This is a genomic window from Brevefilum fermentans (assembly GCF_900184705.1).
In the GTDB taxonomy this organism is placed as follows: domain Bacteria; phylum Chloroflexota; class Anaerolineae; order Anaerolineales; family Anaerolineaceae; genus Brevifilum; species Brevifilum fermentans.
In genome coordinates this window covers 170,876-185,888 of the sequence record NZ_LT859958.1, presented here as the reverse complement: position 1 = coordinate 185,888, position 15,013 = coordinate 170,876, and the positions used below count along the sequence as shown (strand labels likewise).

At 53.6% G+C, this 15,013-nt stretch carries 11 protein-coding genes and 1 other RNA gene; 5 read left to right on the top strand and 7 right to left on the bottom strand.

From position 1 onward, the window contains the following. Nucleotides 1–21 precede the first annotated feature (21 nt). Entirely contained in the window at nt 22–2,538 is a 2,517-nt protein-coding gene (gene priA, locus CFX1CAM_RS00785) for a replication restart helicase PriA (protein ID WP_087861178.1), read from the bottom strand. Between the two features lie 288 nt (nt 2,539–2,826). Between priA and CFX1CAM_RS00780 the strand changes: the two genes are divergently transcribed. After that, complete coding sequence (locus CFX1CAM_RS00780; protein ID WP_087861177.1) at nt 2,827–3,813, top strand: serine/threonine protein kinase; 987 nt, start codon at nt 2,827–2,829, stop codon at nt 3,811–3,813. A 51-nt stretch (nt 3,814–3,864) separates the two neighbouring features. On the opposite strand, the gene CFX1CAM_RS00775 is transcribed toward CFX1CAM_RS00780, so the two are convergent. Together CFX1CAM_RS00775 and CFX1CAM_RS00770 are read right to left on the bottom strand one after the other, a co-directional pair. Then, complete coding sequence (locus CFX1CAM_RS00775; RefSeq protein ID WP_087861176.1) at nt 3,865–6,735, bottom strand: glycoside hydrolase family 3 N-terminal domain-containing protein; 2,871 nt, start codon at nt 6,733–6,735, stop codon at nt 3,865–3,867. Then, entirely contained in the window at nt 6,732–7,439 is a 708-nt protein-coding gene (locus CFX1CAM_RS00770; protein ID WP_087861175.1) for a glycerophosphodiester phosphodiesterase, read from the bottom strand. Before CFX1CAM_RS00770 ends, CFX1CAM_RS00775 begins: the two co-directional genes overlap by 4 nt. A gap of 250 nt (nt 7,440–7,689) precedes the next feature. On the opposite strand from CFX1CAM_RS00770, the gene CFX1CAM_RS00765 reads away from it, so the two are divergent. Then, on the top strand, nt 7,690–8,769 hold the full coding sequence (locus CFX1CAM_RS00765; protein ID WP_087861174.1) for an Ldh family oxidoreductase: 1,080 nt from the start codon (nt 7,690–7,692) through the stop codon (nt 8,767–8,769). Between the two features lie 322 nt (nt 8,770–9,091). Beyond that, nucleotides 9,092–9,715 carry a transglycosylase SLT domain-containing protein gene (locus CFX1CAM_RS00760; RefSeq protein WP_087861173.1) on the top strand — a complete coding sequence of 208 codons (624 nt, stop codon included), beginning with the start codon at nt 9,092–9,094 and terminating at the stop codon, nt 9,713–9,715. A gap of 84 nt (nt 9,716–9,799) precedes the next feature. On the opposite strand, the gene CFX1CAM_RS00755 is transcribed toward CFX1CAM_RS00760, so the two are convergent. Beyond that, nucleotides 9,800–10,693, bottom strand: a complete 894-nt coding sequence (locus CFX1CAM_RS00755; protein WP_087861172.1) for a class I SAM-dependent methyltransferase — start codon at nt 10,691–10,693, stop codon at nt 9,800–9,802. Nucleotides 10,694–10,747: 54 nt separating this feature from the next. Then, an RNA gene (ffs, locus tag CFX1CAM_RS00750) (signal recognition particle sRNA small type) lies at nt 10,748–10,847 on the bottom strand. A 158-nt stretch (nt 10,848–11,005) separates the two neighbouring features. Between ffs and dnaN the strand changes: the two genes are divergently transcribed. After that, on the top strand, nt 11,006–12,142 hold the full coding sequence (dnaN, locus tag CFX1CAM_RS00745) for a DNA polymerase III subunit beta (RefSeq protein WP_087861171.1): 1,137 nt from the start codon (nt 11,006–11,008) through the stop codon (nt 12,140–12,142). A 106-nt stretch (nt 12,143–12,248) separates the two neighbouring features. Here the strand turns inward: dnaN and CFX1CAM_RS00740 are convergent, their stop codons facing one another. Next, nucleotides 12,249–12,785: a hypothetical protein gene (locus tag CFX1CAM_RS00740; protein ID WP_157891623.1), complete on the bottom strand. Its 537-nt coding sequence runs from the start codon at nt 12,783–12,785 to the stop codon at nt 12,249–12,251. 182 nt (nt 12,786–12,967) lie between these two features. Here CFX1CAM_RS00740 and rtcA point away from each other — a divergent pair, with 182 nt between their 5' ends. Further along, nucleotides 12,968–14,050 (top strand): RNA 3'-terminal phosphate cyclase, encoded by a 1,083-nt coding sequence (gene rtcA / locus CFX1CAM_RS00735; RefSeq protein WP_197687141.1) that lies wholly within the window; start codon nt 12,968–12,970, stop codon nt 14,048–14,050. Nucleotides 14,051–14,119: 69 nt separating this feature from the next. Here rtcA and CFX1CAM_RS00730 read toward each other — a convergent pair whose 3' ends face one another. Beyond that, nucleotides 14,120–14,866, bottom strand: coding sequence for an FkbM family methyltransferase (locus CFX1CAM_RS00730; protein ID WP_087861168.1), 747 nt, complete (start codon nt 14,864–14,866; stop codon nt 14,120–14,122). Between the last annotated feature and the right edge of the window lie 147 nt (nt 14,867–15,013).

The window sequence follows — 15,013 nt, the reverse complement described above, 5'->3', positions numbered from 1 at the left end:
GATTTCTTGCCGATTGCGACTTTACAACAAACTGGGCGGGTCGACCTCAATGATCCAATCCGCAGGCAGCCGGTTGCGCAAGAGCTCCTTAGGGTCAGGGCCGCGCAGGATGATCTGCCAGCGGTAGCGTCCATGCAGCCGCGTGAAGAAACAGGGCACCGGTCCGATCAGCGACACAGGCTGCCCGCCTTCGGCAATCCAGCCCTGCAGTTTCCCCGCCAGCGACAGGGCGGCTTCTTCTGCGATATGGGGGTCCTGGTGGCGGTATTCCAATCTGACCAGGCGTGTAAACGGTGGGTAGCGTAACTGGCGCCTGTAGTCAATTTCCTGCTGATAGAATGCGGCGTAATCATGTTTTGCCGCGGTTTGTATGGCGTAATGCTCTGGCTGATAGGTCTGGATAATCACCCGCCCACCCAAAGGGCTGCGCCCGGCGCGCCCGGCGACCTGGGTCAGAAGCTGAAAGGTGCGTTCAGTGGAACGGTAATCGGGTAAGTTTAGCCCCACCTCAGCCAAAATGACCCCAACCAGGGTGACCAGGGGTAAATCCAGTCCCTTCGCCAGCATCTGTGTGCCGATGAGGATATCCGCCTTTTGATGGGTAAACTGTGACAGAATACGCTCATGGGCGCCCTTCGTTTGGGTGGTTTCAGCATCCCAGCGCAGGGTGCGGGCGCCAGGAAAGAATTCTTTCACCTGCTGTTCAACCTTTTCAGTCCCTGTGCCCAGTTGCCGAATCTGTCGGCTGCCGCAGACTGGGCAGCGTTTGGGTACCTGGCGCTGATATCCACAGGTATGGCACAGCAGTCCATCTAAGGAGCGATGGTACGTTAACGGCTTATCATCCCTGGGGCAGCTAACCACATAGCCACATTCGCGGCAGAACACATAGGAGGCGGAGCCGCGCCGATTGAGAAATAAAATCGCCTGCTGATGTGAAGCAAGCACATCCTGAATAGCGCCTTGCAAATCCCGGCTAAAAATGGTGCGATTTCCGTCCTTGAGCTCTGTGCGCATGTCCACAATGGTCACTCGCGGCAGACCCAAATCCGCTGTTTGGCCCTCTCCTGCCGTCAATGTGAGATCGATCCCAAGGCGGCGGACATGGCGCTCGATGGATTCACGATGCGCCAGGATCCGTTTTGGCAATTCGATATATTTCCAGTTACCGTGAACCGCCTGGTAAAACTGGGTGATCTGTGGCGTTGCTGATCCCAGGATGATCGGCGCACCCGACAGCCGTGCACAGGCTACTGCCGTAGGAACCCCGCGATAATAGGGGGATCGATCCTGCTGGTCGTAGGAATCCTGATCACATTCGTCAACCACAATTAACCCGATATTTGGCATAGGAACGAACAAGGCGCTGCGCGGACCAATAATTACCGGCAGTTCACCCATGCGCACACGCAGCCAGGTGTCATAGCGCTCACCAGCAGAAAGCTGAGAGTGAATCACCCCGACTTTGCCCGGAAAGCGCGCTGAAAACCGCTGCACGGTCTGGGGCGTAAGGGAAATTTCAGGGACGAGGATGATGGCGCCTTTGCCCGCTGCCAGGGTTTCACGGACCGCGCGCAGGTAGATTTCGGTTTTTCCCGAGCCTGTTACGCCGTGCAGAAGGAAGGGCTGCGGCGTTCGCCCCTGGCGGGCTTGATCCAGCCCAGAGCGAATGATTTCCCAGGCTGCATCCTGGTCATGGGTCAGTTCCGGCAGCAAAGCAGGAATAAAGGGCAGATCTTCCAATGGGTCACGCCAGACCTGGTCTTCAACGAATTCGATCCAACCCATGCGCTCCAGAGTTTTAAGGTCCGCGTTGTTCGCCCCGGTTTGGGCATAGACCTGTTTGGATTCCACCAGTTTGGCTTCAGACGCAAGAAAACGTAGCACAGCCTCTCGACGGGCGTGCACCTGTGCAAATCGACTGAAGGACTGCCCCGCCTGGTCGATGTCAGCGGGGTCCCTGGTCAACATGACCTTCCGTACGGTTTTGGGGCGGATGCGCGGTTCGGGCAGAATGGCGCGCATCGATAGCACCCCTTTGCGCACCAGCCTTCGGGCTACCCCGCGCCATTCAATCTTGGGGATGAAAGCGTCGATTTGCCGGCCGCGCAAGTCGCCGCGCTTTTGCAGTAAACGAATCAGCCGCTTTTCAAGCGGTGAAAAAGCCGCGAGATCGATTTCTCCTGCTGAGATCAAGCGCACCAGGGTATCCGCGCGCTGAGTTAAACCAGGCGGCAGCATCAGCTCAATACAAGCCCCAAGGGGCGCCAGGGTCTCATCCGCCAGCCAGTATGCCAGTGCAAGCTGTGTGGATGTTAACGGCGGCAGACCTTCCACCAGGTCTTCGACCGGGCGGGTTTCAGCCACTTCGGGGACGTCAATATGCTTTACAATAATCCCTTGAACCCGTTGTGGTCCAAAGGGCACGATCACCAGTGACCCGGGCTTAACTGAACCCACCAAATCAGGGGGTAAGTGATAATGGTATGTGCCAGAGATCTTGGGGAGGTTGATCAACACCTCAACATAGGATTGCATACCCCAATTTTACCCTGAATGATGATCCCATTGAGGCTTGATATCGGAGGGTGGTGGTCGGATCGTCTGGTCAAACATCGCTTCTAACCAGGGCTTAATCAATATGAGCGCTTACAATTCAAACTCAATCCGGGTAAAATATTCATTGAATGCGCTTATCCAGCACGCCGCTTTTTCCCGCTGGATGGGCGAAAGCCGGCTAAACGCCGAAAATAAGTCCGGCAATACTATGAGGAGAGAAGACCCACACGCGTTGGGTTGGGAAGTGTTCAGTTGAGGTTTAAGACGATGCCAGTCCCTATCAAGGCTGGTACGGTATTACACGACCGCTATCAGATTAAACAGATCATCGGCCAGGGCGGAATGGGGTGTATCTACCTGGCTGAAGATCAGCGTCTGGAAGGCCGCCTGTGTGCCGTTAAAGAGGTTGAATACGACCTGGCTTTTCCCGAGGAGATGCTCAACGAAGCACGCGATCAATTTCAGCGCGAAGCAACGGTTTTGGCACGTCTGGATCACCCCAACCTGCCGAAGGTCTCGGATTTCTTTTCGATTGGCGAGCGCGATTACCTGGTGATGGATTATGTTCCGGGCAAAGACCTGCGCCAGTTGATGATTGAAGCCCGCCAAAAACAGACCTTTTTACCCGAAGAAGACGTTCTCGACTGGGCCAGCCAAATCGCTGATGCGCTCAAATACCTGCACACCCAGGACCCACCGATTGTGCACCGCGACATCAAACCCAGCAATCTCAAACTCACTCCCAACGGGCTGCTCAAACTGGTGGATTTTGGCCTGGTGAAGATGTTGGCGCCCGGCGAAGTAACCATCACCATCCTCCAGGGACAGGGCACTGCCCTGTATACACCCCTGGAACAATACGGCGGCGATTCAGGACACACCGACGCTCGCAGCGATATTTTTGCCTTTGGCGGGACGCTTTACCACTTGCTGACCAACGAACCTCCCCTTAACGTTCGCGAGCGGTTTCTGAACCCGGACGCCCTGCCGCGCGCCAGGACGATCAACTCCAATATCAGTGTCCGCACCGAACGGGCCATTCATTGGGCGCTGCAATTGCACCCGGAGGATCGTCCAAATGATATTGATGCCTTTGTCAAAGCCCTGTTTGTGGAAGATGCCCCCGCGTCCAAAACCTATCGTCGTGATCGCCTGCAACCCAAACTGGTACAAAAACCGGAAATGGCTCTGCTTTACCTGGCGGGAAGTTTAATGGTGATCAGTTTATTGCTCACCTTGATCCGGAATTTTTAACGTCAAAGTCCCCCCTACCGCAACAATAAAAGAAGCTCATCATGCCAGGGTTTAGCGGCGATTTCGCTTTGGATAGCGCCCTTCAGTCCCCATCCACCAGATCAAAGCCGCAATCCATCCGATTAATAGCCCCGCAACCACAATCTCAATCACATACAGGGTCCCGGATTGCTGGATCCAATCCTTAACGCCACTGATGCCCAGGTTGAGATAGGTATAAGCGCCCAGACCACCGATCAGCGCACATAAAGCAGAACGCAAGCCCCACCGTGATGAACCCCACCACAACAAGCCGATCATAAATGTCAGGGCGCTGCCAATCCCCATCACCAGAACACCAAAAGCCCAATCGCCCAGGGAGGGATAGCTGGCGGGAAGGGGTTCGGGGGTGCTGGTGGGCGTGGGCTGTAGGGTAGGCGTGATCGTTGCCGTTGGCGTGGGCTCTGGTGTTGGGGAAACCAATGGCGTCGGCGTAAACGCAAAAAATGACATGACCCCTTCGGGAGAAATGTTGATTTGCAATGTCTCTGACCGGGTCGCCAAACCACTTGAAGCGATAACATCCATGCCCCCAGCAGATTCAATCCGGTAATTAAAAAACGCCACACCACCCTGGGTAGTGGATTCGAACTGCTGGGTGATATCAGGCTCACCTGAGATGCGAAAGTCGAAACGTACCCGGGTGCCATCAGGCACAATGTTTTGATTGTGGTCCAGAATTGGTGAGGTGCGAATGGTGATCAAATCGCCCACCTTAAAGCTCGGCAGCGGCGTCGGCGCGGGCGTCGGGGTTATATCAAAGATAATATCCCCTTCTACTCCTGGTTCACCGACATCCTCTTCCGCTTCAACGCTGGTGGCAGGCGCTTGCTCTGCTTCCACGGGCATGACCAGCTCCAGGCGGATCACCTGGTTTGGATTGGGCGCTGTGACGATGCTCAGATCATAACCGACTGCATTCAATGATATGGGCAGGGCTCCTGACGGGGCGTACTCCTGCATCAAGACTCGTGCTGCCACATCCAAAAAAGCAGGCGCCTTGCTAAACAGGCCATAATAAGCCGTGACCTTGGAAATCTCAGTGGCATCCAGATAGATCGGTGAATCCAGGGCAAAAACGATCACTTTTTTCTCTGATAATAACTCGGGGCGTTCAGCCAGGATACGCCGCAACGCAGCCGAGGATGGAATATTCTCCGATACATTAAGGGTGTTGAAAATCAGCCAGTCCGCAGATTTAAGATTTGATTCGATCAGCTCTGCCATGTCCGTTTCAAGGTTATCCAAAAACTCGGTCAGTTGCGTGAAAGAATATGAGTTGATCCGGTTTTGAAGGATTTGCCCGCCTGCCTGAGGTCCATAAAGATTAACCAGGGCGTTAGCCAGCGCATGGGTGCCAATCGCCGTCGTTGAAGGACAACCATCACAGCAGGAAATCGTGCGAACGTCGGTAAAAATCATCATGCGTTCGTACCACAACGGCGGGTCAGGGAGAAGCGTGTCCAGTTCTTGTGCGCTGGGACTGAGCAAGGTCACTGCTGCCTGCGCGACATCAAAAGTGGTCTCCTGGGCTGCGCTGTGTGCTTCAACAACTTCATTCGACATGCGGGGAAAGGCAAAATTAGGGTAAATTTTACTTTTGGCTTCCAAAATACGTAACACCGAAACGTCCACCCTCCTGGCAAAGGCTGAGTCTTCGCGGTATTTCTGGACAAAAGAATCAATCGTCGAAATAAGGGTTGTATATGGGTCGGGGTCACCTGTGGAAATGAGATTGTTTATGTAAAGGACGTCATTACCCGCCAGGAAAGCATTGCGCGCCACCTGCCGAGCATCAAAATTCACATCGTTTGGATCAAAGAAACGCCTGATGGCACCGCTGCCGAGGTTTTCGCTGATGAGCAACCCGCCAGCTTCACGCCAGGAGGCAAATTCAGGCAAGGAAAAGACCTGTTGAATCGCATTTGAATCAAAACTGATCGGTCGGGTGCTCGCCCGGATGTTCCCCTGGAAGCCCTGATAGCGGTTGTGCGAAATCATCATGGCGTCCACGCATCCAGGAGACCCGAATGATGGCGTCGTAACGGAGAAATACGGCACCAGTTCCACCTGTGTCAACTGGCCCAGTGATTTTCGAACGGTCGATACTTCCCGGTCCGGAGATCGATCTGAATTCCCCGTACCCGGAAAATTCTGAGCCACAACCAGCATGCGGTTATTACTGCCCGTATGCAAACCGCTGACGAAGGCTTTTCCCATTTCTCCCACCCAAAAGGGGTTCCCGCCAAAGGCATTGACCCCCAGCGAGCTGGCTGCCTCGTTATTAACCGTTTCAATCACATCTAAATTGGGACCCAAATATAAATTGATCCCCAACGAACTCAACTGGTTGCCCAGAATTTCACCAACCTGGTTTGCCAGGCTCAGGTCCCAACTGGCGCCAATTGCCAGGTGTGAGGGCAGTTGCTCCACGCCGAATAAAATCTGATCGCCCGGGTATCCATTGCCCAACTGTTGAACCCCGATCAATAATGGAACATAAGTGAAGCCCTGTGTGTGCCCCGTATCTTCGATATTGACCACCTGTGAGGAGGCTTCCCACACAATTTCCTGTAAACTTCGCGTTAATTCTCGCAGTGAGGCGGTCGTCTCTTCTTCTGAGAAATTGTTTTTGTCCGCGCGCAAAACCACGCCGCCAATTTGATACTTCGAAAGCAACTGAAATATCTTAGAATCCTCGTCAACCTGATTGCCTTCAAAGGTGACCAGGAAAATCTGGCTGACTTTTTCCTCTGCGCTCATGGTTTGAAGTAATGCTTCTGCTTTTGAGGTTTCCCGTGCATGCGCGAACATAACTCCCGGCGTAGCCAGGAGATAAAATAAAACCATCAAACAGCGAAATGAGCGCCAGAGTCTTGTCACTCAGCAGTCTCCAAGGCGGCGCGAGCTTCTAGTGGCAGGTTGGTGATAATGCTGTCGACACCCAAGGCAGCCAGTCGGCGAATATCGTCGGGATCGTCCACGGTGTAGGTGCTGATCTGTCGATTGTGCGCCTTTTCTGCTGCCACCAGGTCAGCATCAATGTCCTCAAAATAAGGATGAAGGGCGTCATATTGAAATAAACGCCAAAGCTTCGACTTTGCATGTCGGGGCAGGGTCAGTAATCCCAGTTTTACATTCGGGCAATGCCGGCGGATTCGGGCGAATTTGAGAGGCATGAAGGAAGAGAGGACCACCGAATCCGTTAATCCCATACGTTTGACCATCTCGGCGACCACGACCGGCAGCCTGTCAAAGGGTGCAATGTGGTTCTTTAATTCGACATTGATCACCCATTGATCCCCGAAGGTTTCCAAAACCTCTTCCAGGGTCGGGATGTGTTCGCCATTTCCAGCATCCAGCGTTTGCAGTTCTGCAAGGGTCAGCGCGCTGACTCTGCCAGTACCATTCGTGGTGCGGTTAACCGTGGCATCATGAATAACCACAACATGACCATCCTTGGATAGCATCACGTCGAGTTCAATGCCGTCCGCATGTTGTTCCATCGCTAACCGAAAGGCTGCCATCGTGTTTTCAGGTGCATGCCCGCTTGCTCCCCGATGGGCTATGATTTTAGGTTTATTCATTTTCTTCTCCTTTCTACTAATTGTAACACGCAGAATAAAGCCTGTAACCCTGCGGTGTTCCTTCTCACATCAATATAATAATAACCCGAGTTCGCGTTGAAGGACAGACTGAAAGAACGTGCTTTTATCGAAATAACCTGCTCTTTAGGGTCAGATTTTCCGTTGAAGCCAACCGTCTGCACAATCGATAACCCTTTGTGGGATAACGTGGATTATAATCATCGGTGATTTTGACCCTGAGGAGAAAAACATGTCTGAAACCTTGATTTACCCCGTCGAAGCCCTGAAAGATTATGTTTCCCGGTTTTTTATTGCACTGAATGTGCCGGAAATCGATGCTCGCATTGCTGCGGATGTGCTCGTCTCTGCGGACCTGCGAGGGATCAACTCGCATGGCGTCATCAGATTGCACAGTTACTATGGCGACCGTCTGATGAAAGGCGCGATCGACCCGACCTCCTCGGTTCAGGTGATTCAGGAAAGCCCGGCAACCCTCGCGTTAGACGGCGGTAACGGGCTTGGCCAGGTGGTGGCATATCGAGCCATGTCACGCTGCATTGAACTGGCGGACCAGGCCGGACTGGCAATCACAACCGTGCGCAACAGCAACCACTACGGAATCGCCGCTTATTACGCCATGATGGCTCTGCCAGAAGATATGATTGGCATCAGCCTGACCAATTCCCAGCCACTGGTCGCGCCCACCTTTGGGCGAACCGCGGTCTTGGGTACCAACCCGATTGCAGTAGCCATCCCCGCAGGCGCAGAAATGCCCTATGTCCTGGATATGGCGACCAGCATCGTCAGCATTGGGCGCATTACGGTGCACCAAAAATCGGGACAGCCCATTCCGGCTGGCTGGGGCATCAACGCACAAGGCGAGCTGACTCAAGCCCCTGAAGAAGTTCTACAGGGCGGGGCATTATTGCCGCTGGGCGGTCCGGCTGAATTGCGCGGGTACAAGGGATATGGACTGTCCCTGCTGGTGGATCTGCTTTCCGGGGTTTTATCCGGTGCTGCTTATGGCAATCACGTCGGTCATCCTGGGAAAAAAAGCACTGCGGATGTCGGTCACTTCTTTGCAGCGATAAAAATTGAGAACTTCCGACCGGTAGATGCATTCAAAGCCGACATGGATGACTATATCCGCATGTTAAAAGCGACACCCAAAATTCCTGGACAGGATCGCATTTACATTCACGGGGAAAAAGAATTCGAAAACGAGAAAAATTATCGGGAGCACGGCGTGCCGCTATTAAGTGAGATCGTGGAATCCCTTGTCTCAGCAGGGCAGGTCGTTGGTGTGCCGTTTGACCTTGAAGCCCTCTGATCCATAATCGTAGAACCGTCTTCCGCCCCCGGGGGGTGATATCAGGACTTTCTACCTGGTCCACACCAGTGGCAAACCGTATTAATGATTCAATCGTATTTTGCCACTGGTACGGACCAAAGCGGGATTAAAGTCAGTTTGGACCAACAACTTCGCTATTCCGGTCAAACCATTAATGCCCAAAAAACGTTCTTGAGTTTAATTTATCGAGCAGCTTAAGATTTTCCACAATTCCATAATTTACCCTTGACAAATAGAACATTTGTGCTATTCTATGAGATACTGATCGAACTCATGTTCTGTTATCGTAGAAAGCAGGTTTATGATGCGCCGTATTATCGTTTTCCCAGCCGTGATTGTCGGCTGTATGATCGTGATCTGGATCGGAACTGTAGCGACAGCACCGATGCCGCCCCAGACCCTCCTGGCGCCAACTCTGACTGCCTCAGCCGTGGCTCAGTCTGCAGGTAACGAAAGTGCGCTGCTTCATGAAGACCAGCCCTTGTCGGCACCTCAAGTCGATGAAATCCCCTGTTCTTTGCCAGACAGCTACCCTGACCGACTCCTGCAATGGTGCCAGCTTATCGAAGTCAATGCCGATCTTACCGGGCTGCCTGCCGGGTTGATCGCAGCGGTCATGCTGCAGGAAAGTGGCGGTGACCACCTGGCCTATTCCAGCAGCGGCGCTGTGGGGTTAATGCAGGTCATGCCGCGCGACGGGCTGGCTGCCGAGTTCATGTGTATTAATGGGCCCTGTTTCGCCAGCCGTCCGACCATTACCGAATTACAGGACCCTGAATTCAACGTAGCTTATGGGTCGCAAATGCTGGCGAACCTGTACACGAAAACCGGTTCTTTGCGAGAAGCCCTGTTCCGCTACGGTCCTATGGATATGGGCTATGCGTATGCTGATAAAGTCATCGCGATTTGGGAGAACAACCCGTAAAAATTCTAACCATAGACAAAACCAGCATTGCTGCACGTGCAATCTCGATAAGCCCGACCCGGTGCTACCGGGGGCTGATTGTTGTTAATCGGCTTTGATGCGAAAATCGTAGATGCCGTCCTGATAAGGCCATAAGGCGCCACATGCATCACAAATCAGATCGTACCCCATGCCTGGGATAGCGGCGTGGCATAAAGGACATTTGAAAATCACTTCGCCCGCAGCGCCCTGGCATGCTGCATCTGAATGTGCGCGCACAAAAACGCTGGGAGTCACCTGCCACAGGCGCCCCGTTGGCTGCAAAAGTCCGTCCAGTCCCACCAGGATCCGCAGGGGAATTAATCGTTTGAGCGCGTTGACCCGAAAATGGGAGACCGTCAGGATTTTTTCAACGGTAAAACCGGCAGCCCGCAAATCACGCCAGATTGCTTTGGGGTGAAAATCAAAATTAAGCGCAGCAAATTCGATCGGGTCCTGCGTAAAGGGGCTCCACGCCTGCCTGCCTAACATATAGCGCAGGATGGCTTTGAGGTTGTGTTTATTGGCAAATTCAAGGATAAAAACCCCGCCCGGCGCCATCGCCCGGTAGACCTGGGAAAGCGCCAGGGCAGGCTCAGCCATGTGGTGCAAGGTGCGGATCATCGTGGCGCCATCAAACCGTCCATCCACAAAGGGCAGGCGGTATACATCCGCTGCAACAAAGAGGTAACGATCCGATTCGCCCAGGTGCGCCTGTGCCTGTAAGAGCTGTGTGCGCGAATAATCCACCAGCGCCACGCGTTGATAGTGGAGATAGCGCCGGGTGTTTCGTCCTGCACCAGCGCCTAATTCAAGCATAAAATCCCCTCCAGCCGGCAACAATCGGCGCAATGCAAGCGCTTCAACGGCATCTTCATAGGCGCGACCGCCAAAATCCCAAAAGGATTGCTGGTAGTCGGATCCTTCATAATCACATATGGGAGGTGTTTGTTCACTCATAATAGGGGTTATATCATGGATTGACCCGGTGTACAAGAGCCATTAAATTCAATGCCCGGGCAGGTTTGCCGGCGGCACCCGGAGTAACCGGCTTACCGCTGCTTCCTCTCGGACCTGACGGGGTTCACTGGGCTCCGCCGCGCCGGTCCCACCCGGACAGAAATAAGCTTACTTCACGCCCTCGGGACTGTCAACAAGCCTGCCCGGCACAGGAAAACACGCCATCAAATTACTGGAAAAAAAACCGTCTTCGAAGTATACTTCTATGGATACAATCCAAACTGATTAGGATACAGGAGAGGTGCGCCCCCGATGAAAGTTCACGTCAATCAAACCCAACTTGCACACAGTGTTAACATGGTCTCGAGAGCGGTTTCCCCCAGGAGTACCTTACCCGTCCTCGCGAACATCCTTATCAAGACGGATGAAGGGCGACTGCGCCTTTCTGCGACCAATCTCGAACTCGGAATCACCAGTTGGATTGGAGCGCGGATCGAGGGCGAAGGCGCCATCACCGTCCCCTCACGTACGTTTACAGACCTGGTCAGCAATTTGCCCAATGAAAAGGTGGTTATGACCCTGGATCGCAGCACACAAACCCTGAATGTCCGCTGCGGCACTTCGGAAACCAATATCAAAGGCATTGATGCTGAAGAGTTCCCGCCCATTCCAGAACCTGATCTTGAACAGGCTGTCCCGCTGAATGTCACCAACTTCAGGGAGATGGTTCACCAGGTCGCCTTTGCGGCATCCGTGGAAGAAGCACGCCCGGTGTTAACCGGCGTGTTGCTGAAATTAGATGGGGACCATATCACCATGGCAGCAACGGATGGATTCCGCATTTCAATCCGAGAGGACGACATTCCCAACCCGGTTTCGCACCCTATCGAAGCCATCATCCCCGCTCGAGCCCTGATTGAGCTATCGCGCATTGTTAGCAGCGCATCAGAAGACACCCTGATCATGACCTTCCCTGCAGAGCGTGGACAGGTGATCTTCCATATGCAGAACCTGGAACTGGTCTCGCAACTGATCGAAGGCTCTTTCCCGGATTATCGAGCCATTGTCCCGCCCAGTTTCAAAACCCATACCCTGCTTTCAACCAGCGGGTTGCTTAAAGCCTGCAAACAGACTGAAATCATCGCCCGAGAAGGCACGAATGTGGCCCGCCTGAACCTCATCCCTGAAGCCGGTGAAGCCAGCCCCGGAACATTGGAGCTATCCGCCCAGTCTGAACAAACCGGGTCTTCCGAAATCCTAGTGGATGCATCGGTGGACGGCACTCCCTTGCTGGTGGCTTTTAACGTGCGCTACTTGCGTGAAGTGCTGGAAGTCATCAAGACGGATAATGTCTGGTTAGAGACCAACGCTGCCACCACGCCGGCTTTGATCCGACCCCAAGGCGATGACCATTTCAAGCACATCATTATGCCCATGCACATCAACTAACGTAGACAGAACATGCACGCAAAAGCGCCTGTTTCACAGGCGCTTTTTTTTTACGAGTGAGGCTGGCTGTGGGGTCATCTCTAACCCGGGTTCCCGTTTCGCCCGGTCATCCAGAATATCCTGTTGACCCATCCTTCAACTGGAGCGGGATAAATGCCTGGTGTTCGTTGAGGCGGTACCAGGCACCATCGAGACCCAACACAATCCCTGATCCCTGGTGTGCGATCCAACGCGCAACCTCATATGCCAGTAAGAGGCCCAGATCCGTTAATTGTTCGTCTTGTAGAGCCACGCTGTACACCGCCTGCGAAGTCGCGATCAATTCCAACACGCAATCGGGCCAATTTGCGGGCGATTTATCTTCCTGAATACATTGCTGCGTTAAACCGGCGATTTCCCACTCGCTGATGACAATCGGCGGATGACGTTTGTCGTGGTAACGCAACAAAAAGAAAGGCACAGGTGCGCCGATCGATGCCTCAACCGAGAGTTGTGCCAGTGTCGGGCCGATCAATGCGGGATCCAATCCATATTGCCGGCACAGGCTCTCAAAATCCACCGTTTGCAGCTCAGCCAGCAACACCTGTGTGAATCCGGGTGACTTCAAAGGCCAGCGATTAATGATGATGATATTGTACGACATGCCATCTCCGGGCTCTCCCACCGGGTCTGATGCGAGCTGACCCAACAGGGAGCCCATCCTGTTTCACGTGAAACAATACTACTACTATACTTCAAATTGAACCGGTTACGCCCCTGAAACGCCCCCTCACGCTCACCTTCAGCCGAATGCATTAAAGCCCAATGTTTCACGTGAAACATCCCATGGTAAGATTCATTCAGGAAAATACACCGGCGAGTCAGCAGATGATTGAAATTAACGGCGCAATCGGAGAAGGCGGCGGGCAGGTCCTGCGCACTAGCCTGAGTTTATCAGCCCTGACCGGGACGCCGGTGCGCATCGAGCAGATTCGGGCTAACCGCAGCCAGCCCGGGTTACGTCCGCAGCACCTGGCTGCTGTCAGGGCAATCGCCAAACTGACCGGGGCTGAGGTGACCGGTGCGGACCTCAACAGCAGCGCATTAACCCTGATCCCCCAAAAAGTGCGCCCTGGACGTTACCGCTTTGAAATTCCCACAGCAGGGGCGCTGACGCTCTTGCTGCAGACCGTTTTCCTGCCCTTAAGTTTTGCCGGCGGGACATCTTCCCTCATCCTCACCGGCGGAACCCATGTGACCTGGAGTCCCATCTTCCATTACCTGACTGCCCAGTGGCTGCCAATAATGGTCAAACTGGGTTTTCGCGCTGAACTGGTCCTGAGTTGTGCTGGTTTCTATCCGCGCGGCGGCGGTGAAGCCCGGGTAAAGATCTTACCTGCTCGCGAACTGCACCTCTTTACCTGCGTGTCGCGCGGCGCGTTGACACGCATTCGAGGCGTTTCTGGCGTTGCAAATCTCAGCGATGCGGTTGCCAAACGGCAAAAACACCAGGCGCTACGTCGCCTGTACCCGGTATGCCAGGATACAAAAATAACAACGCAGCATCTGCCTTCGCCTGGCAAAGGTACATTCCTCCTGCTGCAGGCGGATTTCGCCGACGGTGGAAGTGCGTGTTACAGCGCGCTGGGTGCGCCGGGCAAGCCCGCCGAGCAGGTCGCCAATGAAGCTGTTGACCAATTACTCGCGTTTTTAGAGCAGGACGGGTGTGTGGATCATTTCCTGGCCGATCAACTCCTGCTGCCCCTCTTACTGAGCCCTGGCAATTCGGTCTTCCGCACCAACAGGGTGACCGCACACCTCCTCACCAATGCACAGGTGATCCATCATTTCTTTCCCGGGCGCATCACGGTTGATGGTGCACCAGGTCAACCCGGACTGGTCCGTGTGACGGGCGGGGTGACGTTCTGATGCCCGCACAGCCCGGCTTAACCCGGTAAACTGTCAAAAATCCAATTATTTATTGTCAGCTCGTTGAAATTATCCTGCTGGAGGTCTTGCAATCAATTCTTTGGCTTGTGGCAAAGGCTTTCCATCGAGAATTTCGAATTGATACCCATAGCCTGTTAAAAATTCCAGCGCAGATTCATGGGCGTCGCGCCCGTGGGTATCTAAGAATATGAGGGGCCGGAAATCTTGAATTATTCTTTTTGCTCCTTTAAGGACGGCATATTCTGCCCCCTCCACATCCACTTTCATGGCGTCTGGCGGTTGAATTTCGCCTGCAGCGAACAGTTTATCCAGGCTGACCTGCTTCACCCGTACGGTCCCCGTCGCTGAAAGATGACCGGTGGCAATGCTGGTGCCCGGGTCAAACAGGGCTTCGCCGTTTTGCTCCGCCACTGCTGCTTCAATAACCACAATCGTTTCGATTTTGTTCAGCGCTGCGTGCTGGCGGATAAATTTCACATTGCGCTCCGACGGTTCAAAGGCGTAGACCTTGCCCCCCTCTCCCGCCAAATACGCCGCCAGCAGGCTGTAAAAACCCACATTGGCGCCGACATCAAAGACCACCATGCCTGGTTTGACCTCTCGCTCAAAAGCCTGCCGCTTGTGCATTTCATAGCTGCCCAGCCAGTAACTGTGATTACCAGCGCCCACCACCCATTTTTTCCCCCGCAATTGTCCCTGCAAGATGGGCAGTACAGCCTTCTTGGGTATCAGTCGCAAGGGCAACCTGGCCAGTTTCCCAACAAAACTACGATAGCTGAGTTTTGAAAAATCCATTACTGTCTTTCACTTCTCTGTCTAATTTTTCTAAAAGAACTTGATCAGATCCTCTTCTGGCGCAGTTATTATACTGTGAGATTTGCCCGCGTTGAGGTCTTGCCCACAGTTGAGCAACTGGACCAAGAGCGACTCAAATTTTTTCGC